This window comes from Roseovarius litoreus, from assembly GCF_900142765.1.
Classification (GTDB): domain Bacteria; phylum Pseudomonadota; class Alphaproteobacteria; order Rhodobacterales; family Rhodobacteraceae; genus Roseovarius; species Roseovarius litoreus.
On record NZ_FRCB01000010.1, the window covers coordinates 1 to 23108 of the forward strand.

Annotated in this window: 21 protein-coding genes; 14 read left to right on the plus strand and 7 right to left on the minus strand. The window is 62.2% G+C overall.

Translation table 11 applies throughout. The annotated features are described in order from the left end of the window. Positions 1-129 precede the first annotated feature (129 nt). Complete coding sequence (locus F3H35_RS16080; protein ID WP_149780569.1) at positions 130-1761, minus strand: GMC family oxidoreductase; 1632 nt, start codon at positions 1759-1761, stop codon at positions 130-132. 118 nt (positions 1762-1879) lie between these two features. Between F3H35_RS16080 and F3H35_RS16085 the strand changes: the two genes are divergently transcribed. The 5 genes from F3H35_RS16085 (at position 1880) to F3H35_RS16105 (ending at position 6863) form a co-directional block, all read left to right on the plus strand. Further along, on the plus strand, positions 1880-3115 hold the full coding sequence (locus F3H35_RS16085) for a TRAP transporter substrate-binding protein (protein WP_007811220.1): 1236 nt from the start codon (positions 1880-1882) through the stop codon (positions 3113-3115). A 117-nt stretch (positions 3116-3232) separates the two neighbouring features. Further along, entirely contained in the window at positions 3233-3901 is a 669-nt protein-coding gene (locus F3H35_RS16090) for a TRAP transporter small permease (RefSeq protein ID WP_149780570.1), read from the plus strand. Between the two features lies 1 nt (position 3902). Continuing rightward, the gene (locus F3H35_RS16095; RefSeq protein WP_149780571.1) at positions 3903-5261 is read left to right on the plus strand and encodes a TRAP transporter large permease; all 1359 of its coding nucleotides are present in this window, start codon (positions 3903-3905) and stop codon (positions 5259-5261) included. A gap of 13 nt (positions 5262-5274) precedes the next feature. Further along, a complete protein-coding gene (locus F3H35_RS16100; protein ID WP_149780572.1) occupies positions 5275-6060 on the plus strand; it encodes an IclR family transcriptional regulator in 786 nt (261 codons plus the stop codon). 80 nt (positions 6061-6140) lie between these two features. Next, complete coding sequence (locus F3H35_RS16105) at positions 6141-6863, plus strand: sulfite exporter TauE/SafE family protein (protein ID WP_149780573.1); 723 nt, start codon at positions 6141-6143, stop codon at positions 6861-6863. Positions 6864-6965: 102 nt separating this feature from the next. On the opposite strand, the gene F3H35_RS16110 is transcribed toward F3H35_RS16105, so the two are convergent. Then, positions 6966-7850, minus strand: a complete 885-nt coding sequence (locus F3H35_RS16110; RefSeq protein ID WP_149780574.1) for a LysR family transcriptional regulator — start codon at positions 7848-7850, stop codon at positions 6966-6968. A 216-nt stretch (positions 7851-8066) separates the two neighbouring features. On the opposite strand from F3H35_RS16110, the gene dctP reads away from it, so the two are divergent. From dctP to F3H35_RS16130, 4 genes are all read left to right on the plus strand, one after another. Next, positions 8067-9056, plus strand: a complete 990-nt coding sequence (gene dctP / locus F3H35_RS16115; protein WP_149780575.1) for a TRAP transporter substrate-binding protein DctP — start codon at positions 8067-8069, stop codon at positions 9054-9056. Between the two features lie 80 nt (positions 9057-9136). Then, positions 9137-9640 (plus strand): TRAP transporter small permease, encoded by a 504-nt coding sequence (locus F3H35_RS16120; RefSeq protein ID WP_149780576.1) that lies wholly within the window; start codon positions 9137-9139, stop codon positions 9638-9640. 3 nt (positions 9641-9643) lie between these two features. Continuing rightward, a complete protein-coding gene (locus tag F3H35_RS16125) occupies positions 9644-10945 on the plus strand; it encodes a TRAP transporter large permease (protein ID WP_149780577.1) in 1302 nt (433 codons plus the stop codon). Next, positions 10921-11724, plus strand: coding sequence for an alpha/beta fold hydrolase (locus F3H35_RS16130; protein WP_149780578.1), 804 nt, complete (start codon positions 10921-10923; stop codon positions 11722-11724). Before F3H35_RS16125 ends, F3H35_RS16130 begins: the two co-directional genes overlap by 25 nt. Before the next feature lie 6 nt (positions 11725-11730). On the opposite strand, the gene F3H35_RS16135 is transcribed toward F3H35_RS16130, so the two are convergent. After that, entirely contained in the window at positions 11731-12477 is a 747-nt protein-coding gene (locus tag F3H35_RS16135; RefSeq protein ID WP_149780579.1) for a metallophosphoesterase, read from the minus strand. A 199-nt stretch (positions 12478-12676) separates the two neighbouring features. Here F3H35_RS16135 and F3H35_RS16140 point away from each other — a divergent pair, with 199 nt between their 5' ends. The 3 genes from F3H35_RS16140 to F3H35_RS16150 all read left to right on the plus strand — a co-directional run bounded on the left by F3H35_RS16140 (position 12677) and on the right by F3H35_RS16150 (position 17308). Further along, on the plus strand, positions 12677-14416 hold the full coding sequence (locus F3H35_RS16140) for a type I secretion system permease/ATPase (RefSeq protein ID WP_149780580.1): 1740 nt from the start codon (positions 12677-12679) through the stop codon (positions 14414-14416). Then, entirely contained in the window at positions 14413-15726 is a 1314-nt protein-coding gene (locus F3H35_RS16145; protein ID WP_149780581.1) for an HlyD family type I secretion periplasmic adaptor subunit, read from the plus strand. The genes F3H35_RS16140 and F3H35_RS16145 overlap by 4 nt, the downstream gene beginning before the upstream one ends. Before the next feature lie 169 nt (positions 15727-15895). Then, positions 15896-17308 (plus strand): efflux transporter outer membrane subunit, encoded by a 1413-nt coding sequence (locus tag F3H35_RS16150; RefSeq protein ID WP_149780582.1) that lies wholly within the window; start codon positions 15896-15898, stop codon positions 17306-17308. 23 nt (positions 17309-17331) lie between these two features. Here the strand turns inward: F3H35_RS16150 and F3H35_RS16155 are convergent, their stop codons facing one another. The 4 genes from F3H35_RS16155 to F3H35_RS16170 all read right to left on the minus strand — a co-directional run bounded on the left by F3H35_RS16155 (position 17332) and on the right by F3H35_RS16170 (position 21546). After that, on the minus strand, positions 17332-18639 hold the full coding sequence (locus tag F3H35_RS16155; protein ID WP_149780583.1) for a hypothetical protein: 1308 nt from the start codon (positions 18637-18639) through the stop codon (positions 17332-17334). A 147-nt stretch (positions 18640-18786) separates the two neighbouring features. Further along, entirely contained in the window at positions 18787-19440 is a 654-nt protein-coding gene (locus tag F3H35_RS16160; protein WP_149780584.1) for a rhomboid family intramembrane serine protease, read from the minus strand. Between the two features lie 57 nt (positions 19441-19497). Then, a complete protein-coding gene (locus F3H35_RS16165; protein ID WP_149780585.1) occupies positions 19498-20865 on the minus strand; it encodes a hypothetical protein in 1368 nt (455 codons plus the stop codon). A gap of 63 nt (positions 20866-20928) precedes the next feature. Next, a complete protein-coding gene (locus F3H35_RS16170) occupies positions 20929-21546 on the minus strand; it encodes a polysaccharide biosynthesis/export family protein (RefSeq protein WP_149780586.1) in 618 nt (205 codons plus the stop codon). A gap of 328 nt (positions 21547-21874) precedes the next feature. Between F3H35_RS16170 and F3H35_RS16175 the strand changes: the two genes are divergently transcribed. Together F3H35_RS16175 and F3H35_RS16180 are read left to right on the plus strand one after the other, a co-directional pair. After that, positions 21875-22105 carry a hypothetical protein gene (locus tag F3H35_RS16175; protein ID WP_149780587.1) on the plus strand — a complete coding sequence of 77 codons (231 nt, stop codon included), beginning with the start codon at positions 21875-21877 and terminating at the stop codon, positions 22103-22105. A 294-nt stretch (positions 22106-22399) separates the two neighbouring features. Then, positions 22400-23029 carry a VPLPA-CTERM sorting domain-containing protein gene (locus tag F3H35_RS16180; RefSeq protein ID WP_149780588.1) on the plus strand — a complete coding sequence of 210 codons (630 nt, stop codon included), beginning with the start codon at positions 22400-22402 and terminating at the stop codon, positions 23027-23029. Positions 23030-23108 lie beyond the last annotated feature (79 nt).

Genomic DNA, 23108 nt, shown 5'->3' on the forward strand with positions numbered 1-23108 from the left:
ATCGGCATCATCGCCGACCCGATGATCCCGAACGCATGCTCGATCCCGTGGCGTTGAAGGGTTTTGACAAAGGCCTCTTCGGTCGTCATCTTCATGGTTTTCAGTCCTTTTGCGCGTTTTCTGAAATGGTCAGGCGGTGCCTTGCAGCGCGCCTTGCTTGCGGTCTTCGAGGATCATGTCCGAGGCTTTCTCGCCGATCATGATCGCCGGGGCGTTGGTATTGCCCGAGACGATCTCGGGCATGATGGAGCAATCGGCGACCCGCAGCCCGGCAATGCCGTGCACGCGCAGCCGCGCATCCACGACGGCATCCCCCGATGGCCCCATCTTGCAGGTGCCGGTCGGGTGATAGATCGTGGTGGAGTAGTTGCGCGCCCAGTCGAGCATCCCGTCGTAATCGTCCGGATCCAGCGAGCTGTCGGGGCGGAATTCTTCGGATATCTTGTGGCTGAGCGGTTCGTGCCGGGCGATCTTGCGGGCAATCCTTATGCCTTCGACGATGGTGCGGCAATCGGTTTCGGTGGACAGGTAATTGGGATGGATGCGCGGGTAGACGGCGGCATCCGACGAGGCCAGCCGGATTTCCCCACGGCTTTCGGGGCGCAGCTGACAGACCGACATGGTAAAGGCCGAGAACGGGTGGACGCCTTCGCCGGGGCTGTCGGCGGACCAGGGCTGCACATGGAACTGGATGTCGGGGGTGTCCACATGGTCGCCGGTGCGCATGAAGCCGGTGGCAAGGCTGGCGGCCATCGCCATGGGACCGGCGCGGAACATCGCGTATTTGAGGGCGATGCGCGCCTGATTGTAGAGGCTGCGCACCTCGTCGTTCAGCGTCGGTTCGTTGCATTTGAAGACCAGACGCGCCTGCAGGTGGTCCTGCATGTTCTTGCCCACGGCAGGCATGTCGCGCAGCACCTCGATGCCGTGCTCCTGCAGCTGTGCCGCCTCGCCCAGACCGGAGACCATGAGCAGTTGCGGAGAGCCGATCGCGCCGGAGGAGAGGATCACCTCGGCCCCCGCCTTGACGACATGCTCGGCGCCCGAACGGTCGCGATAGGCGACGCCGGTGGCGCGGCGCCCCTCGAAGGTGATGCGGCTGGCCTGAGCATGGGTCACGATCCTGAGGTTGGGCCGCGAGCGCGCCGGATTGAGAAAGGCCACGGCGCTGGAGCAGCGCCGGCCGTTGCGCGCGGTCAGCTGGAAATACCCCACGCCTTCCTGGGTGGCGCCGTTGTAATCGGGGTTGAACGGGTAGCCTGCATCTTGTGCGGCGGCGACCCAGGCATCGCAGATCGGACGTTGCAGGCGCATGTTGGAGACCGAAAGCGGGCCATCTTCGCCATGGAACTCGTCGGCGCCGCGTTCCTGATTTTCGGAGCGTTTGAAGAGTGGGAGCACATCGTCCCAGCCCCAGCCGGGATTGCCCATCTGCTGCCAGCGGTCATAGTCCTGAGGCTGGCCGCGCACATAGAGCAGGCCATTGAGCGAGGACGAGCCGCCGAGCACCTTGCCGCGCGGCCAGTCGAGCTGTCGGCCATTGAGGCCGGGATCGGGTTCGGTGCGATAGCACCAGTCGACCGACGGGTTGTGCATGGTCTTGAAGTAGCCGACGGGGATGTGGATCCACGGGTTCCAGTCGCGGCCACCGGCCTCGAGAAGGACAACCTTGATCGACGGGTCGGCCGACAAACGATTCGCCAGAACGCATCCGGCAGAGCCTGCTCCGACGATGACGTAATCCGCTGAAATCTCCGACATTTCCGCTCCCCCTCCTCCAAGTCGCGTACTGAGGAAAAATTTTCCTTGCCAGATCGAACATAAATCTACCAATATTGAGACTGCAAGTATCAAAATTGCAAAACTCTGGGAGGAGATCATGAAAGTATCCAAAGCCCTGAGCGGGATTTCCCGTCGGGATCTGTTTCGTCTGTCGGGTCAGTTCGGCCTGTCATCCGTTCTTCTGGGCGCGGGCGCACTGACCGGCACGGTCAGCCTGACGTCGCTCGCCCGGGCGGCAGAAAGCTCGTATGAGAAGCGCTTCGCCAAGGAGCCCAAGCACACGCTCAAGCTGGGCGCGTCCGGGTTCAACGCGCGCAACCTGTTGATCGAGCGCGCTGGCGTTCTGGAATTCGCCCGCGATCTGGAAGAGCGGACCGAAGGCGAGATCCGCGTCGAGTTCATCGGCGACAACCAGATCTGCGGTCAGCTGAACTGCGTCGAGAAAACCCAGCTGGGCGTGGTGGACATGTACTCCGCATCGACCCAGAACTCGGCCGGTGGCGCGCCGTATCTGAACGTGCTGGACTATGCCTATATGTTCCCGAGCCGGGCGGCGCAGTATTACTTCCTCTACAGCCCGGAATCGATGGCGCTGCTGCGCGAGCCGCTGGAAAAGCGGCACGGTCTGAAGTTCCTATTCAGCCATTGCGAATTGCGCGGCATCCAGCTGGGCCAGTCCTTTGCCGACAAGCCCACGGTGACCAAGCTGGAAGAGCTGTTCGGCACCAAGAACCGGGTGACGGGCACGCAGCTTGGCCGGATCGCCATGCAGCTTCTGAACCTCAACCCGGTGCCGGTGGCATGGGAAGAGACGCTCGATGGTCTGAAGCAGGGTCTGATCGACGGGGCCGAGACATGGGCATCGGCTGTGGCCTATGCCAACATGGCGCCGGTCGTGAGTCAGTCGGTGGATCTGAAGTTCTTCTGCGGCACCGAGCACACGTCTATGTCGGCCAAGGTGTTCGACGCGATGGAGCCGCATCTGCAGGATGCGATCATGGAGTCGGCCTATCTGGCGCAGGTGCATGTGCAGGCCGCCAACGAGGCCGCGCTGGTCAAGACCGTGGGCTTCAGCGATCCGCAGCTGCCCGGCACGATCTTTGCCGAGAACAACGTGCGTCCGGCTTTCCTTGCCGAGGATCAGATCCGCATGGCCGAGGAAATGTGCTCGCCCGAGTTCAACCCCGAGCCTTGGGCACAGTGGCGCGAGCGTCTGAACAACTGGTCGGGCGGTCTGGACACCTATCAGGGTATCTATGACGTCGCACGGCAGATCCCGGTCGACACGCTGCCGGAAAATGTCGAGCCGCGCCGCTGGTGGCGCTCGGCCTGATCCGGGGCTGACAAGACACCGGGCCGCGCAGGACGCGGCCCGGACACCCGACCGAGGCTGCAAGAGGCCACGGTCGGTCAAGATCACATACGGGCGACCCAAAGGGAGGAATGGGGAATGACCGGTTGGTTCCAAGGCACGGGAGAGATCCTGAGTGCCGTTGCTTCAGGCGATTCCTGGATGTTGAGCAGCGCGATGCAGCAACCTGCGGTCTGGCCGCTGGGGTTGATCGCGATGCTGACCGTGTCGATCGTGTTCCTTGTGCTTTACAGGGTCAGCGGCTGGTTCGAGCGCAATTTTGAATCCACGATCATGGTGGTCTCGTATCTGGCGATCGGGGGCATCATCTTTGTCGAGGTGTTCCGCCGCTTCGTGCTGTCCGAGCAGGCGCCGTGGTCGACGACGATCCCGCCGTTCCTGTTTCTCATCATGACGTGGTTCGGGTGCAGCTATAACGTCAAGCTGCGCACGCATCTGGCCTTTGCCGAGTTCCGCAACGCCATGCCGCGCGCGGGACAAATGGCCTGTCTCGTCATGGATGCGCTGCTGTGGATCGGCTTTTCATGGGTGGTGGTCGTCACCTCGACCCGTGTGGTGGCCAATTCGGCGTCGAATTTCCAGATCATGCTGGGCACCGACAATGTGATGCAGTGGTGGTTCCTGATTTCGGTGCCGCTGGCCTTCACGGTGCTGGTGGCCCGTGTGCTTGAAAACCTGCTGACGGACATCGCCAATTTCCGGTCCGGCGAGACCCTGATCCAGCAAGCCGTCATCGGAGGCGACTGACATGACCGACGGAACCATCATCACGCTCATTTCAGTCGGTGTGACATTCCTGTTCATGCTGGGCGTCCCGGTCTTTCTGGTGATCGGCTACTGGGTGCTGGGCATGTCCTTTCTGTTGTCGATGCCGCTGGACAATATCGGCGCCGCGCTCGCGGATGTGTTCACCGACGGCTTCGCGCTGCTGGCGATGCCGCTGTTCATCCTGACCGGCGATCTGATCAACCGGTCGGGGATTGCCCGGAGGCTGAGCGATTTCGCCTATTCCTGCCTGGGCTGGATCCGGGGCGGTCTGGCGATGGCATCGCTGGGCGCCTGTGGTCTCTTTGCCGCGATCTCGGGGTCGAATTCGGCGACCACGGCGACGATCGGCTCGATGCTGCACCCCGAAATGGTCAAGGGAGGCTATGACGAACGCTTCTCGGCCGCCACGGCCGCCGCCGGCGGCACGGTGGGCATCATCATCCCGCCTTCCATCATCTTCATCGTCTACGGGTTCCTGCTCAACCTCCCGATCTCGGACCTGTTCGTTGCGGGCATCATTCCCGGCGCCATGATGGTCGGCGGGATGATGATTGCCTGTTTCCTGGTCTGCTGGAAGAACGGCTGGGGGTTCCTGATCAAGCTGAGCCCGATGCGGGTCATCAAGACGGCGGTGGGCGCATGGCTGGGCTTTTTCGCCATCGGCCTTGTGCTGTGGGGCATCTATACCGGCAAGTTTTCCCCGACCGAGGCCGCGGGCGTCACCGTGGGCTTCTGTGTGATCGTGGGCTTCCTGTGTCTTCCGTTGCACAAGGTGATGGGCGGGCGCAAGGACGCGGATATCTCGGAGAAATCCATCGGGTCGATGTTGGTGGTTCAGGGGTTCAGCCCGCTTGAATTGCCGTCGATCACCATGCGCTCGGCGCAGATCACCGGCATCCTTGCGCCGCTGATCGCGGTGTCGGTGGTGATGCAGCAGATGCTGTCGGTGCTGGGCGCACAGGAGATCATCGGCAATTTCGTCACATCGATGGGCGGCTATTACGCGGTTCTCTTCACCTCGATGGCGATTGTCTTTGTCGCGGGGATGGTTCTGGAAAGCCTGCCGGTGACGATCATTCTGGCCCCCATTCTGGCGCCGATCGCGCATTCGGTGGGGATCGAGCCGGTGCAATTCGCGGTCGTCTTCCTTGTGGGCGCGTCCATCGGATTCATCACGCCGCCCTATGGTCTGAACCTCTATGTGGCGTCAGGTGTCACCGGCGTTCCCTATTTCCGGCTTTTGCGCTACACCCTCCTTTATCTGGTCGCTCTGATTGCGGTCTGGATGGTGGTGGCGATGGTGCCGGTTCTTTCGACGGCGCTGATCCCGCATAGATGAGGATGTTGCGTAGATGGATGGTGACGACGGCAAATCGGAGACGATCCCGACGAACCTGAGGTTGTTGATGGTGATCGAACAGATCGCGAAAGCCGGGGTTCCGGTGACACCGACGGATGTGAACCACGAGATCGGATTGCCGAAGCCGACCATCCATCGCCTGTTCCATACGCTGGAAGAGGAGGGGTTCCTGCAACGTGACATGGACGGGCGGACCTATTCGCCCGGACCAAGGCTGCGCATCATGGCGGGAGGCATCCTGTCCTCGCTGCGCATCCGGACGGCACGGCAGGCGATCCTGACCCGGCTGAGCCGGGAGATCGGCGAGACCTGCAACATCGCGCTGCCGGAGCGGGACGCGATGACCTATCTTGAGCGGATCGAGACCGAATGGCCGCTGCGCATCCAGTTGCCCATCGGCACGAGAGTGCCGTTCTATTGCACGGCCAGCGGCAAGATGTATCTGAGCTCGCTGGCGGGCAACCATCTGAAGAAATACCTTGCCGCCACGGATCTGCTCGGGCGCACGCCGAACACCATGACCGATCCCGGGGCGCTGATCGACGAGATCCGGCAGGTGCGCCGCAATGGCTATGCTCTCGACCGCGAGGAGTTCATGGAGGACATGATCGCGCTTGCGGTGCCGATCCTCGATGTGAATGGACGGCTGATGGCGACGCTGTCGTTTCACGCGCCGACGCAACGCTTCGATATCGAGCGGGCGCTTGGCTTTCTGGAGCCGATGCGCGAGGCTGCGGCGGATCTGTCGCAGCTGGTGAGCGACAGCGACGGGGTCTGACGGGGCAGGGCGGCGCCCGGTGCGAATGACGAGTTGACGGCCCTTGGTCAGGGCGATCTTCGGGCAGGTGGACGACACTCATGGAACTGATCGCGGCAAGCGCCATCGTGATGCTGGCGGCCATCCTTCACGCCTGCACGGGGTTTGGCTTTTCTGTGTTGGCGACGCCGTTCCTGCTGCTGGTCTATGACACGGCGGACGCGATCCAGATCAACATCGCGCTTTCGATCCTGATTTCGCTGGTTCTGATGCCCAAGCTGGTGGCGGATGTGGACCGGCCGCTTCTGGGACGGCTGATGCTGGGCAGTCTGATGGGGGCGCCGGTGGGCATCGCGATCTATGTCTATGCCAATCCCGATCAGTTGCGCGCAGCGATCGGCGTGCTGCTGCTGGTGTTCAGCGTGCTGGTGCTGCGCAAGCTGCGCTTCACCCGGAGCCGCCGGCGCGACCTGATGACGGGCGGCTTTTCCGGAGCGCTGACCGCCGGGCTGGGAATGCCGGGGCCGCCCTTGATGGTGTATTTCGCGGGCACCACCCTGACGCCGAGCGTCCTGCGCAGCACGACGCTTGTGTGTTTTCTGGTGACCTATTCGATCAGCCTGATTTTGCAGATCGTGGTGGGGTCTTCGTCGCTGGAGGTGCTCAAGGCGGCGCTGTTCCTGTCACCGGCAACGGGGGCGGGGGTGGTGATCGGACAGCTCTTGTTTCGCAGGCTCAATCCGGCGGGCTTCATGAAGCTGATCCACGGATTGTTGATCGTGACGGGGGCGTATCTGGTGATCGGCGCGGTGTTGGCAGGCTGAAGGGTGGGTGGCTGTCAAAGCGTTCCGCCTTTACCCTGAGGCATCAGCGACAGGCGGACCGCGTACAACGCATGAACGGAGCACTGCATTTCGCGAAACGCTTTAGAACTGATCCCAGATCATCTGACCCATCTTGTCCAGCCGTTCGGGCGAGCAGAAGAGCGAAATGGTCATCGTCGCCGTCCAGTCGCGCCCGCCCATCCGGACCAGATCGCCGCTGTCCAGTTCCGAGCGGATCGAGAATTCGGGCAGCCACGCGACACCGGCCCCGGCCAGGGTGCGGCGCTTGAGCGCTTCGGCCAGAGCATCCATGTAGCGCACATCGAGCGCGGTCTTGCGGCTGCCGATGGTCTGATCCACGACGGTGCCCAGAAAGGTGTTGGGATCATAGCTGAGATAGGGCACGGCGCGGCCCGGCGTGCCGGGCAAGGCCCAGCCGAACCGAGAGGCGGCGGCGTGCTGGGCCACGGGGATCAGGCGTTCCTCGCAGATATCCTTGCGCACGAACCGGGTCTCGTCGAGGATCGGCGAGACGTCCTGATGACGGTAATAGAGAAGAAACTCGCAGCCGCCCTCGTTGAGAAGCTGGCAACAGGCGGTCAGGCTGTCGGAAATCACACGGGTCCGAACTTCGGGATACTGGCGCTCGAAGGCGGCCATGCGGGGTTGCAGGAAATTGACGGAAATGGCGTGCAGGGCTGCGAAACGCTGAAACGTGGCATTGCCGCGCGCCTGTTCGCGGATCGCCTGTCGGGCGTCGGTGATCTCGGCCACGGTGGCCTGCGCCACGGGCAGGAACTGCTGCCCGGCCTCGGACAGGCGCACGGGATAGGTGGCCCGGTCGATCAGCGGCACGCCGATCCAGTTTTCCAGAGATTTGATCCGGCGGCTGAACGCGGATTGGGTGATATTGCGTTCCTCGGCGGCGCGGGTGAAGTTGAGCGTGCGGCCAAGACAGACGAAATCCCGCAACCAATTGATATCCATGACGCTTTCCCAGAAATTTCCGGTAAGGATGCGCCATGGGGCAAAATCATGCAAGATCGGAATGGTTTGATGATATGTTTGAATTGGCCAATACGTGTCACCCTGACCTAGCATTCAAGTCATAATCCCCTGCTGCCGAGGCATTGCACCAGCATGAGGATAAAACGACGAGGACCGCATGAACGGTTCCGCATCGCACACAACAAGGAGAACGACATGACACTTACCTGGAAATGCCTTGCATCGGCCACGGCCCTGAGCGTTGCGGCGACGGTGCCCGCACTGGCCGAGACGACGATCCGCCTGTCCACCTATGTGAACGAGGCCGATATCCGCTATGACGGCTTTGTCCATTTCGCCAAGCTGGTCGAGGAAAAGACCGGCGGCAGCGTCGAGGTGCAGATTTTCCCGTCAGCCACGCTGCACGGCTGGTCCGAGGGCGTTGACGCCGTACAGGGCGGCGTGTCGGAAATGAGCTGGATTCCCGCCGATGACCGTCTGCCCTGCTATCGTGTGACCTCGCTTTATCCGGTGGCTGTGGATCTGGAAAAGCAGATCGAGATGGATGCGGCCTATGCCGATCTAGTCCGTGACGAGGCGGCGAACGTCAATCTGGTGCCGGTGTTCAACTCGAACTATTCCTACGATCAGGAATGGTGGTTCGAGGAAGCGATCGCCGATCTGGGCGATCTGCAGGGCAAGCAGGTGCGGTCGATCGGACCGCTGGTCAGCATGATGATCGAGACTTGGGGCGGCGCGCCGGTCTTCGTGGCGCCCAAGGAAGTGTTCCAGTCCGCCGAGCGCGGCGTCGTGGACGGGATCAACATGGGTGTTGCCACCTATTCCAGCTGGAAGCTGTGGGACGTGATGCCCTACATGGTCAACGCCAACCTGTTCTATGGCAATATCCAGTACATGATGAACAAGGAAAAGTTCGACTCGATGACCGCGGACGAGCAGGCTGCCGTGATGGCCGCTGCCAAGGAAACCGAGGAATGGCTGAAGCCGCGCTACGAGGACTGGGTTGACCAGCGCGTGGGCAATGCCGTGATGAAAGGCGGTGGTGCTGCCGTGTCCATCAGTCAGGACAAGCGGATGGAGCTGATCGCCAGCGTTCAGGGAAAATGGAACGAAACCGTGGACGAAGCCTGCGGCCCCGAGCTTGCCGGTCAGATCCGCGATCTGTTCGCCCAGCACGCTCCCTGAGTTGACGCGCTCATGCCGTCGGGCGGGCAGAGGTCCGGCCGACGGTGCTTGCGTCACCCCCCCGAAATATGGAGGTCGTCATGCAGACCGGACTGGATCGGTTGATCACGCGGTTCGAGCACGCTGTCGTCTGGCTGGCGGCTGGCGGTGCGATCGTGGTTCTCGTGCAGATGCTGTGGATCAGCTATGGTGTCTTTACCCGTTACGCGCTGAATGCGCCGGACCGGATGGTGACCGAAGCCACGGCGCTGTTGCTGTTTCCGGTGGCCTTTGCAGGGCTGGCCTATGCGATGCGCGAGGATGCCTATCCCAAGGTCACCATGCTGACCGACCGGCTGCCCGCGGCGGGGCGCAAGGTGGTGGCCATCCTCAATCTTGCGATCATGCTGGGGGTGGGGCTGTTCTTTTCGCTGGCGGGCGTCAATGCGACGATCCGATCGTTCAATTCCGGCGCATCCTCCGAGATCCTGCTGTGGCCACGCTATGCCTTCTGGGCGCCGGGGGCGTTGGCGCTGGTGGTGTTCTCGATCTACGCGACATTGCGGCTCATCAAGCTGATCCGCACCCCGGCCGAGGAGGTCTGAGCGATGGAATGGTATGAAGTCGGACTTGGCCTTCTGGGGCTGTTGATGCTGCTGATCGGGCTTGGCCTGCCGATCCCGTTCGCACTGGCGGCCGCATCGCTGCCGTTCCTGTGGCAAATCCAGAGTTTCGACACCTCGATCGTGTCGGCGGAGCTGAAACTTTGGGGGGTTTGGATCGATTATATCCTGCTGGCGGTGCCGCTTTTCGTGTTCCTGGGCGAGTTGATCGGCCGGTCGCGGATCGGGCCGAACCTTTATCAATTCCTGCATCAGGGGGTACGCGTCCGTGGCTCTGCGGCCTATGGCTCAATCGGGGCCTGCGCGGGCTTCGGCGCCGTCTGCGGCTCGTCGATGGTGGGGTCGTTGACCATCGGGGGCGTGGCGCTGCCCGAGATGCTGCGGCTTGGCTATGGCAAGAAATTGTCTTCCGGCGTTCTGGCGGCGGGCGGCACGCTGAGCGTGCTTCTGCCCCCCAGCCTGATCCTGCTGTTCTATGGCATTGTGACCGATCAGAGCATCGGTGATCTGTTCATTGCCGGCGTGATCCCGGGCCTGATCCTCGTGACGGCGTTCTGCATGGTCGTGCTGATCTGGGGGATCGTGCGGCCCGAGGACATTCCGGGCAACGAAAGTTCGGCCAAGATGGGCCTGATCCAGATCGCCGCCACGATCGGGCCGATCGCGGCCATCGGGCTGGTGATCACCGTTGCGATCTATGCCGGTATCGCCACCCCGACCGAAGCGGCGGCCGTTGCGGCCCTGCTGACGGTGATCCTTGCCTTCGGCGTGGGGGGGCTGACATGGCAGGGCTTCAAGGATGCGCTGTTCGCGACGATGCGGACGATGGGCTATCTGGGGCTTTTGCTGTCGGCGGGGGTGCTGTTTGGCTTCGTGCTGACCTATTACCGCGTGCCGCACCAGTTCACCGAGCTGTTCCTGAGCTTTGATCTGTCGCCTTACGTGGTGCTGATGATCGTGCTGGCCTTCTACATCCTGCTGGGCATGTTCCTCGAGCCGGTGTCGATGACCTTCATCACGCTGCCGACGATCTATCCGCTGATGGCGGCCGCCGGGTTCGACCTGATCTGGTTCGGGGTGGTCTATACGATCACCATGGAGATCGCCGTTCTGACGCCGCCTGTGGGGTTGAACCTCTATGTGATCCAGGGGATCGGGCGCGGCAAGGTGAGCATCGGGGACGTGATCTCGGGGTGCTTGCCGTTCATCGCGGCGCTGGTGCTGCTGATCGTGATCCTTATTCTATTTCCGGAGACCGCGCTGTGGCTGCCCGAACAGATGCGCTGACCAGCCGCCGGGGTCTGACCTATCGGCGGGCCGGGTCCGGCACGCCGCTGGTGCTGGTGCACGGTTATCTTGGCGGATCGCGCCAATGGCAGGCCGAGATCGCCCGGTTCTCGAAGCGGTTCGACGTGATCGCGCCGGATCTGCCGGGCTTCGCGGGAGCCGCCCATCTGCCGGCTGCGGACCGGATCGGCACCTTTGCCGAGGCGATCATCGATCTGATGGATGATCTGGGGCTGGGGCGGATCCTGCTGCTGGGGCATTCCATGGGCGGCATGATCGTGCAGGAATTGGCCGCGCGTCATCCGCAGCGGATCGAGAGGCTGGTGCTTTATGGCACCGGGCCCTTGGGGCTGATGCCGGACAGGTTCGAGCCGATCGAAACCTCGCGCGAGCGTATCCGCGCGGAGGGGGTGGGGCATACTGTCCGCAGGATCGGGGCGACATGGTTCCGCGAGGGCGAACATGCCAAGGGCTTCGAGGTGGTCTCGAGCCTCGGGGCGCAGGCCAGTGAAGCGGCGGCGCTTGCGGGGCTGGATGCGATGGCCCATTGGGACGGACGCCAGCAGATGCAGCGCCTGACCATGCCGACGCTGATCCTGTGGGGGGATGGCGACAGGTCCTATCGCTGGCCGCAGATCGAGACGCTGTGGAAGGGTCTGCCCAACGCGGCGCTGGCGGTGATCCCCGGCACGGCCCATGCGGTGCATCTTGAAAAGCCGGGGCTGTTTCACGCAATGCTGGAGGATTTCCTGATGGCGGATCAGGCCGCAATGGCCTGAGCGCGATCAGCTGTGGATGAAGCGCACATAGCCCGGTTCGATGATCGCGGCGGTCAGGCGCCCGGTTTGAAAGGCGCCCGTATCGATGCCGATCCGGCCTGCCTTCATCACGGGGGCATCGAGGATGAAATGACCGTGCACCATCCATAGCCCGTCCTTGCGGGGTGTATCGAACAGATGAGGATGCCCCCACAGAAGGCCATGGCCACGGCGCGGCTCAATGGGCAGGTTCGGATCGCCGCCCGCGTGGCTGACCACGACATTGCCGCTTTGCCAGATCAACGGGCGCTGCGCGAGCCAATCCAGCAGGGCGTCGCCCGCCGCAGCGCGGAGCCTGTCGCGCAGCGTCTCGAAGGGGTGATCCTCGGGGTCGGCGATGCCGAAGCTGCGCAGCGTTTCCGCGCCGCCATTGGCCATCCACAGGCGGCCGGCGCTGTCGGGCGTGTCGAGAAATTCGAGCATCATCGCTTCGTGATTGCCCAGAAGACAGCCGCCGCCGGTGGCATCGGGGTCCAGCTCCATCAGGCGGCGCAGGACGCCGGCGCTGTCGGGGCCGCGATCGACATAGTCGCCGACAAAGACCAGCGGCAGGTCCGGCGCCTCGGTCGCGAGCTTGGCGATAAGCGCGTCGAGCAGGTCGTGCATGCCATGGATATCGCCCACCGCAACGAAGGCGCGGTCAGGGGCCAGGGGCGCATCAAAGCCGGGCCGGCCAAGGCCAAGGCGGTGCAAAAGGCTGCTCAAACCAGTCATTCCCATCTGTCTCGGTCACATCGCGCGCAAAATCAAGCCATGCTCCGCTCAAAGGGCCGCGGCACATGGTTAATGGTGGCGCGCAGCGGCGTAATCGCGTAAATGAAAACAAACATAGCGTATATTTAGAAACTGTTTCCGTTTTTCCGGCAAAGAATAGCATGACGATACTCATTCGACCCTGGAGCAGTGCAGGATCATGACAGGACAGGCCAAGCCCGGTTTTCCGGAAATGCGTGCTGCGCGCCGCAAGGGACTGGTTCTGTTTTTCTGGGCCTTCGTGTTTTCCATCTTCGTCAACCTCCTGATGCTGACCGGGCCTTTGTACATGCTGCAGGTCTATGACCGGGTGCTGGCGTCGCGGTCGGTCGAGACGCTTGTGGCGCTGTCGGTTCTGGTGCTGGGGCTTTATGCGCTGATGGCGGTTCTGGATTATGCAAGGGGCCGGGTGATGGCGCGGGTGGGTGCGCGGTTTCAATCGGCGCTCGATGGGCGATTGTTCGAGGCGACGCTGTATCGGTCTTCGGACCCGCGCGAGCATGCGGCGTCGGGTGCGGCGCTGCGCGATCTGGATTCGGTGCAGGCGCTTTTCGTGTCGCCGGTTCTTCTGGCGCTGTTCGACATGCCGTGGACGCCGGTTTTCATCGCGGCGATCTTCATCTTTCACCCGATCCTTGGCTGGATGGCTGTTGCGGGCGGGCTGATCATCGTGGTGGTGGCGCTGCTCAACCAGTATCTGACCGGATACCGGGTGCGCAAATCGCAGGCGGCCAGCCAGCAGGCGCATACCTTCGCCGATCACGCCCGCGCAGGCAGCGAAGTGGTGCTGTCGCAGGGGCTTGCGGGCAATATGCGCAAACGGTTCATGCGGCTGCGCAACATAGCACTTGACCAGACGGTACATTCCAATGACTGGACGGGAAGCTTTACCGCCTTCACGAAATCGTTCCGGCTGTTGCTGCAATCGGCGATGCTTGGCGCTGGCGCCTATTTCGTGATCCAGGGCGAGCTGACCCCGGGATCGATGATCGCGGGATCGATCCTTCTTGGCCGGGCGCTGGCGCCGGTGGAGCAGGCGATGGGCAACTGGCCGATCCTGCAAAGGGCGCGTTCGGGCTGGCAATCGCTTGGCCGGTATCTGCAGACCGTGCCACCCCGGCCCAAGCTGATCGAGCTGCCCAAGCCCGAGGCGCATCTGGTGGCCAAGGCGATGACGGTGGTGCCGCCGGGGCAGCGCAAGCCGACGCTGCGCAACATCACCTTCGAGATCAAGCCGGGGCAGGCGCTGGGCGTGATCGGGCGCAGCGGCTCCGGCAAATCGACGCTGGCGCGCGCGCTGGCGGGATACTGGCCGCTGGCGGCTGGTGAGGTGCGTCTTGGCGGGGCCACGCTGGACCAATACAATCCCGACCGCCTGGGCCAGCATATCGGCTACCTGCCGCAGACCGTGTCGCTGTTTCAGGGCACAGTCGCCGAGAATATCGCGCGCATGGAAAGTGATCCGTCATCGGAAGCCGTGGTCAAGGCGGCCAAACAGGCAAATGCGCATGACATGATCATGCAGCTGCCAAAGGGCTATGACACCTTCCTTGACGGCAACGAGAACCAGCTTTCGGGCGGTCAGCGCCAGCGCATCGCGCTGGCCAGGGCGCTTTATGGCGATCCGGTGCTGCTGATCCTCGATGAGCCGAATTCGATGCTGGATGCCGAAGGCTCGGAGGCGCTCAACAGGACGGTGAGCGGGTTCAAGCGCTCGGGGCGGTCCGTCATCGTGATGACGCACAGGCCTGCGGCGATCGCGGAATGCGATCTGCTGATGGTGGTGGAAAAGGGCATGGCGACGGCCTTTGGCCCGCGCGACGAGGTCATGCAGAAAACGCTGAAGAATGTGGAGCCTGTGCGCACATCGCTGCAAGGCAAGAACAAGGTGGCGTTTTGACCGACGACAGGCAGGACAGCATCCCCAAATGGGCCGCGACCAAGCCGGTTCTGGCCGGCGTGCTGGCGTTGATCGTGCTGGTCGGGGGGCTTGGCGTCTGGAGTGTGATGGCCCGGATCTCGGGTGCGGTCGTGACGTCGGGGACGGTCACCGTGGAGTCCAACCGGCAGGTCGTGCAGCATCCCGATGGCGGCGTGGTGGGCGAAATCCTGGTCGATGAAAGCGACACCGTGGCGAAAGGCGACGTGCTGATCCGGCTTGACGGGCGCAAACAGCGCTCGGAACTGGCGATTGTCGAGGGGCAGCTGCGCGAGATCGCGGCCCGCAAGGCGCGTCTTGTGGCCGAACGCGACGGTGCGGACACCATAAATTACAGTGACCAGCTTCTGACCGAGGCCGCCACCAGCCCCGAGGTCGCTGCGATGGTCAAGGGCGAACGGACCCTGTTCGAGGCCCGGCGCGACTCGCTTCGGCAGGAGGCCCGTCTGCTGCGCGAGCAGAACAAGCAGATCGATCAGCGGATCACCGGCATCGATGCGCAATTGCGGGCGCTGGAGACCCAGGCCGATCTGGTGGGAGAGGAATTGCGCGATCAGCAAAGACTGCTGGCCAACCAGTTGACGCAGGTGGCGCGGGTCAATGAGCTCAAGCGCGAAGAGGCCAACCTGCTGGGGCAGATCGGGCGGCTTGAGGCACAGATGGCCGAGCTGCGCGGGCAGGCGGCGAGCAACGACATTTCCCTGCTGCAGCTTGAGACCCGTCGCCGGGAAGAGGCGGTCAGCACCCTGCGCGATCTGCAATTCCGGGAGATCGAACTGGCCGAGCGCAAGCTGGATCTGGAGGATACCTTGTCGCGGCTGGACATCCGGGCGCCGGTCAGCGGTCTGGTCTACAACCTGCAGGTTTTCGCCGAACAATCCGTCGTGCGCCCCGCCGATCCGCTTCTTTATATCATTCCGCAGGATCAGGCGCTTGTCGTGGCGGCGCGTGTCGAGTCGCTGAATGTGAACGACATCTATGTCGGGCAGCAGGCTGCCTTGCGCTTTCCCGGCTTCGATCAGAAGAAAACGCCCGAACTTTTCGGTCAGGTGACCAAGGTTTCGGCCGATGTGGTGCAGGATGAAGCCACTGGCATGAACTATTATGCGGCCGAGATCATGCCCTATGAGACGGAACTGGCCAAGCTGGGCGATGAAAGGCTGCTGCCCGGCATGCCGGTCGAGGCGTTCATCCAGACCGGGGAACGCTCGCCCATCGCGTATCTGGCCGAGCCGATGCTGGGCTTTTTCAACCGCGCCTTCCGGGAATGACGCTGCTCTCGCTTGGCAGAAAAGCCACATATCAGACAAGATTGCAACAAAGTGGCTGCAATATGGAAATGCGCGGCGATCCATGTTAGGTTGACTTAATAAGAACGGTCACAAACCACCGTCAGATGTGGCAAGGCCGATCAAGAGGCAGTCGAGAGCAGTGCTCAACATGCGGATTATCATGATGATCCCGCTCGGGATCCTATTGGCAGGCTGTGCCGAGATCGGCATGGCCCATCGCCCGCTCGAGGCGGATTTGCCCGACAGGTATTCCGTGTTGGCCCCCGTCAAGGCACCGACCCGTGAAGACACGGAATGGTGGCGCAATTTCAACGACCCGGTTCTGGATCAGCTTGTCGTGCGCGGCATGAGCGACAATCTGAGTGTCGCGGAGGCCCGCGCCCGCCTGCGCGAGGCCGAGGCCGACGCGCGTGGTGCGAATGTGCCGGTGAGCGGAAACGCGAATGCCAGCGTCAGGGCGCCGTCGAATGTCTCGGAAAGCGGTGAATTCTCGATCAACGGCCAGATCAATCTTGCAGGCGAGACGGGCTTTCGGAGCCGTGCCGCGCAGGCCCGGCTCGAGGCGGCGGAGTTCAACACGATCGAGGCGCGCCGCACCGTGCTTTCGGAAGTGGCGCAAGCCTATGCCGATCTGCGGTTCTTCCAGAGCAGCCGCGCATTCAGGGCGCAGGACCTGCGCTCGCGGCAGCGCACGCTGACGGATATCGAAACCCAGCTTGGGGCCGGGGCCGCAACGCGGCTTGACTTGCTGCGGGCGCAATCCCTGCTGGCCGAGACCCGCGCCGAAATTCCCCAGCTCGATGCCCGGATCATCCAGACGCGGAACCGTCTGTCGACATTGCTGGGCGTGCCTGTGGGCAGCCTTGGCATGGATCTGGGCTATCGCGGGCAGCAACCGATGCCGAAGGGAACGATCGATGCGGGTGTGCCGGCGGATCTGCTGCGCGCGCGCCCGGACATTCGGCGCGCCGAGCAATTATATGCGGCGGCGGTGTCGGAGGTGGGCGCGGCCGACGCGGCCCGCTATCCCAGTCTGAACCTCTCGGGGCTGATATCGGCGCCCACGAATGGCGGATCGCGGACCGAAACTCTGCTGGCCGGGCTTGTGATGCCGGTTTTCAATCAGCCGGCCCTTCTGGCCGAGAAAGATGCCGCGGCGGCACGGGTCGAACAGACATATCTGCAGTGGCGGATCGCGGTTCTGCAAGCGGTCGAGGAGGTCGAGAACGCCCAGACCCTTCTGACGTCGGCCCGCAAGTCGGTTGCGGCGGCGCGCGAAGCGGTGACCCTGAACCGTCAGGCGCTCGATCTGTCGCGTGAGTTGCTGAGCAGCGGCGGGAATATCACCGTGCTGGATGTGCTGGACCGTGAACGCGCGCTGTCTTCATCGCGCACGGCGCTGGCGCAGAACACCCGCGATGTCGCTTCGGCCTTCATTCAGCTTTACGTCGCACTTGGCCGGGGCCATCCGCTGACGGTTGACCGGATGCCGATCAATCAGGATGCCGCGACCGTGTCGAGCCGGGATGAACTGTCGGTGGACCTGATGTCGTTCCAATAAAGAAACGCTTTGGCGCGGCGTTCTCAATCGCGCGCGGCATGGAGAGCAAGCGTGTCGATCCTGGCTTCGATGGCGTCCAGAACGGCGGCATATTCGGCGCTGTCCACCGATCCGTAGCGGCTGTCGAATTCGGCTTGCGACATGATCTGCGGGATATCGTCGAAAGGCACGATCACGTCATTCTCGGTCTGAAGGCGGGCCAGAAGAGCGGGCCAATCCTGCGGCGGCGCGGTCATCAGGCGGTTGGACATCCGTATGCCGGAATTGTTGGCGGCAAGGTCGGTAAAGTCGAACCCGCCTGATTGCAGGGTGTCGTAAAGCTCCTTGAATTCACCGACCGACACCGCGAACCCCCGGTTCGAGGCCGCCTGCAACGCGGCGGCGGTTGTGAAATGCCGGCGACTGTCGATCCGGCCGTTCAGCGTGACCTCGTCGCAATCGCTGCGCCAGTCGCGGTCGGCCACCAGTTCTCCACCGATCAGCCGTCCGACGATCAGCGGAAAGTCCCGCGCGCCGCAGACCCGGGTGAGCGCGAACATGGCGGCGGTATAGGCATTGGGCAGGGTTTCGGGCGTGCTGCCTTCAAGTGCGGCCTGCAGGGTGAAGTGCAGATAGGGCAGGTAGCTGCCCGTCGTCGGCAGGTCGCCCCGGTCCATCGCATCGCGGATCATCAGGTAATAGCGGTCGATCTGCGAGGCCATCGGCATGTCGGCGCCGCGCATCGTGCCGAACAGGCCGCGCATGATCCCGTTCTTGCCCATGTCGTCCATGGCAAGATCGAAAGACAGGTTCTGGTCGTCAATCGTCATCCGGGTGACGGCGCCGAGCACTGTGTCGCCGACCCCGTTGCCGATGGCGGTATTCGCGCCGACACGTGCGATTTCAAGCGCAAGCCCCGGCGGGATCGGGACCGGCCCCACGCGGATATCGGTGGGCATGACCTGCCCTTCGAACTCGGGGATACGGGCCGAGATATTCAGGAATTTCACCGCCCGCATGTAGGGCACCGGGATCGCGGCGCGCAGAACGGCGCTGTCCCCGGCAATGCGCAGATCGCTCCGCAAACCCGGCAGGAACCGCGCACCGAGGCGCAGCAGGCTGTTGAGCTCGGTCTCGGACATGACCAGCGGTTCGGTCGGCGTCGTGCCGTTTCCGGCGGCGCTGCGGATGCTGTGCACAAAGCTGCGGGCGACCACCACATCCTGCGGCTTGGGGGCGCTGCTTTCGGCGATCAGCGGATGATCGTCGAGCACCATGACATAGATCGCCGACCCAGCCAGAACGCCTGCAACCAGCACAAAGACAACAAGTCGACCGATCAGCCGGAGCATTGCGGGTGTCCTTTGGATCGGGGGGAAGGGAACGCGTGGGGCAAGGAAATGTGCTTTTGGGTTATCTGCAAGCGATAGGGGCAAGCATAGCGCAAGCCGCACCCCCGTGCATTACCGATTATGCCGCGTGGCGGGTGGGCGCGGGGTTCAGGCCTGATTTCGCCGACGGTCGAGAAACGGTGCGGCAAGCGCACCTGCGATGAACCCGCCCAGATGGGTTTCCCACGCAAGATGCCCCGAGGTGGCCCAGAACATCAGCAGGTTCAGAACGCCAAGCAGCGTGACCGGCCACAGGATCGCATAGGCCAGCGTCGTGAAGCCGGGCCGCGCGCGCAGCGTATCGGAGATGTCCCAGATCACCCAGGCGCCGACCAGACCGAACAGCGCACCCGAGGCCCCGACCATCGGTTGCAGCTTGTCGCTGAGCAGGGCAAAGCCTGCGGCCCCGCCAAGAACCGACAGCGCATAGATCGTGGCAAAGCGCCAGGCTCCGACCCGGTCAAGCTCGGCCCGGGCGACCGAAACAAGCGTGACCATGTTGACCAGCAGATGCCCCGGCCCGGCATGAAGACCGGCATAGGTGACGAACATGAGCCAGGGCTGCAGCGGATAGTTCGGTGTCCAGCCCCGCAGAAGCCCCGTCCAGAATGCGAAGTGTTCATAGGTGAAACGCCGCCAGCGCGGGCTGCCCCAGATGCCCCAATCGGCACCAAGCAAGACCGCCTCGGGAAGCACCGAGACCGCAAGCAGCGCAAGGAGCACAAGGCGCGCCCGGCGCTCGGAGGGCAAGAACGCGTTCATCACATGCCCAAAAGCAGCTTGGACGCGGCTTGGCAAGCCATGGAACCGGTCAGCGGATCAAGGCAACAGGTCGAAACTGCGGCTCAGGCTCACGAAAACCGAGGTCGAGTCAGCATTCCCGAGACGCTCTTCGTCGCGGATGCGGTGGCTGACACCTGTGCTGAGCGTCCAGTCGCGGGTGAGCGACCGGTTGTAGCTGAGCGAGATGCCTGCGCGTTCGGTTTCATTGGTGGTGCCGGTGCCGTCGGTCAGACCGTAATCCATGCTGAGGCCAAGGCTGGACAGGGTATTGATGTCGTAGCTGTAATTGACCACGGCGCTGGTCGCCAGACGCTCTTCGTCTTCGTCGTTGGTGCTGACGGTCCGGTTCAGGCGAACGCTGAGGGCGCTTCTGGCCAGCTGGTATTGCCAGTTGAGCGACCCGACAAGATCGGGGCTGCGGCCTTCGAAGCTGGTGGCGCCAAGGCTGGCCGAGAGCGACCCGTTGGGCAATTGCAGGTTGCGCCCAAAGCGCAGGGTCACACGGTCCCCGGCCTGATCCACCGTTGTGGCAAGGCTTGCGGTGATCTCGCCGTTGGTCATCGGGCGTTGAAGCCCGATCTGACCGATCATGCCCGATCTCGTTGTCGATCCGATGGTTTCGCGCGTGTCGATCTCGGTATAGCCAAGAGAGGCGTCCACGACGGTGCCATCGAAGAGCTGGTTCTCGACGCCGAAACTCACCGAGTAGGTGTCGCGCTTGGTCTGCCGCGTGTCGTCGGAATCGTACCGGTCGTAATTCAGCGCCACGCGTCCGGTGGTCACCGGCGAAAACCGAAGCAGTGCGGTCACACCTGCGCGGCTGCGCTCGGAATCGGTCAGGCCGGCGCGTGCGTTGTCGGTGTAGTACAGTCCGCTGACGCCCGCATCGAAGACAAAGCCGATCGGCGCGTTGCGCCCGGTTTGCAGCTGGGTGGACAGGTTGTAATTGTTGCGCTTGCCGCGGCCATCGAGCTCGTCGAAATCGTCGGGCAGGACGATCTCGCCATCCTGATCGATGAAGTCCTCGATCGACCGCACAAAGCCCACGTCCGACTGGCTGAAGCGCCCATCGATGCTGAACAGCGCATTGGCGCCTTCCCGGCTGTAGGACAGGCGAATGTCGGGATCCGCGAATCCGGTCGAGATCTCGGAGCGGGATGGCACATTGCCTTCACGGAACACGCCGCCAAGTGACAGCGACAGGGTTTGGGTGCGCGTTTCTGAATTCAGATTGAAGCGCAGCGATGTGGTCGCAAGCTGCGTGCTGCCGGAGGATGGGATGTCCAGCGCGATATTGTCGCCCGCCTCGAATCTCTGGCTGACCGAGAGCGATGCGTTGAGCGCACTCTCGTCCTGTTCCTGAGCAAACAGCGGATACACCGCAAGGGCCGAAGCCCCTGCCAAGGTGATCGGTATGAAATGCCTGCTTTTCAAAACTGCTTTCTCGCCTATCAGTAGAGTTTTTTGTTATTCGAACAGGCGGCGCTCCGGAACAATGATGACGTCGCCGGGTGCCATGACTGTCATCCCGATGCCGGATTTGCCGGCAAGGATGTCCTTGTAATTGACGTTATAGACACGTTCCTTGCCGTCCTTGCCGACACGCCGCAATTGAACCCGCTGCGTTGCCGCGAAGCGCGAGAAGCCGCCGATTTCAGCAAGAAGCTGCAGCATCGTCGTGCCTTCCGCTACCTGGACCTTGCCGGGATTGGCCACCTCCCCCATCACGTAGATCGGCACCGTGTCTTCATCCGCCTGAGCGGGCAGTTGCAGGTCATCCTGCGCCAGCCGCGCCATGGACATAAACACGGTCGGCCCGCTGGAGAAATTGGGTGCAAGCGCCTGTGTCACGTTCTCGCGAACCTGTGTCAAAGTGCGTCCGGCTGCGGGCACCGTGCCTGCGAGAGGAACAGAGATCCGCCCGTCAGGCAGCACAAGCGTGTCCCGGTTGATGCTGCTGTCCTCGAGAACCTCGATGCGAAGAACGTCCCCGGGTTTGATCCGGTAGCTTTCCTGGGCCGAGGTCTGCACGGCCATGAAAGGCACGATGACCAGGGCGGAAAGCAGTGCAATAATGCGTTTCATGTCAAATTCTCTTCCCGTTTCCGTCTTATTACCCCCAGTCCTGAAAATACCCGCGTGGACCGGACAACCCAAGAAATATCACAATTTGGTAAGGGCTTGGAGCCACTGTTAAAACACGCGTGCCATTGATGCAACAATTTCGAGGGTTTTCACGCGAACGCGTAGGGGCAAGCCATCACGTCAAGCTTTTTGGCGAAAATGGGGCAATAATGAGGGACATTTAACATCTGTCGGCCTTACTGCTGCCTTAAAGGCCCGAAAAGATGACCATGACACAGGACACGCCAGCCGCTGCAGGCGGCCCGGCACAAGCCAGGAGGTAGCGCTCATGATGATCGGATTTGTCGTCCTCGCCGTTATGACGGGATTGGTGACCGGGGTCGGTGCAATGGTCATGGGCCATGGTGTGCTGGCGGCCATGGGCATTTACGCCGGAACGGGTGTTCTGGTCCTCATGGGGCTTATTGCGCAGGCGATGCTCGAAACCCCGCAAGACGGCCGCGAAACCGCTATGGAAGGCGGCGTGACCGCGTCCAGCCGCGCCGGCAGACGCCCCTGACATCTGGCTGCGTCCGGCCCTGACGCCGATTCGCGTCACTTCTGACGAATTTATATCCACGAATTGGAAACAATGAGACGATTTGGCCCGTATTTTATACGGTCTGACGTCTTATCCCACGCGGCTTGCGGCGCCGATGGGCATGCGCTCCCGCTAATTTTCATGAAAAATGGCGTAATTAAGGCCTTTCTCGGCCAAAACGGCCCAATTCTTCTTTGAATAAGGCAATTCTGTGTGTACCCTTGGGTGTGAAATTTATTTTTGTTCGTATTGACCTTTGAAGGGGGAATTGAAATGGGAATTAAAAAGATAATCGTGGCCGCAAGCGTTGGTGCTCTGATGGCTGGGTCTGCGTACGCATCAACCGCAACCGGTGATATCGTGGACAACGATGGCTTCAGCACTATCTACCCATCTGGAGAGACTGGAACTTTCGGGTCTAACTGGTGGCTGATTGGCGGTCCTGCAGAAATTACCGTTACGATGTTGGGTCGCGAGGCTGCAGACGATAATAGCTTCAATTTCGGCGGTGGCGCTGTCGAATTTCAGAACTCTGACTTCAGCAATAATGCTTGGAGCGCTGTTGGATTTGCATCCGCAACTTTCAGCAACGTAGCTTCTGGGCTTCTCGACTTTGCGTTTTCCAACCCTACCCGCGGAACGGTGGCTAACGGGGCAAACGTTCTTCCGGCGTCCGGTGGTATAAATTGGTTTAGTGTCTTGGTGAATAGTCAAACTCTTGATCTCTGGTTTGACGACGATAACGATACAGACGATAACCACGACGATATAGCTGTTCGCTTGCAAATTACCGGTGGTGGAGAATTTACACCTGTACCTCTGCCTGCAGCGGGCTGGTTGCTCTTGGCAGGCGTTGGAGGGCTTGCTGCGCTACGCCGTAAAAAGAAATCCGCTGTTAAGTGAAGTGGATTAAAGACAGTTCGACATTCTTGAAACGTGATTTAGGGGATGTCGAGCAAGCTAATTGGGTTTGAAAACTAAA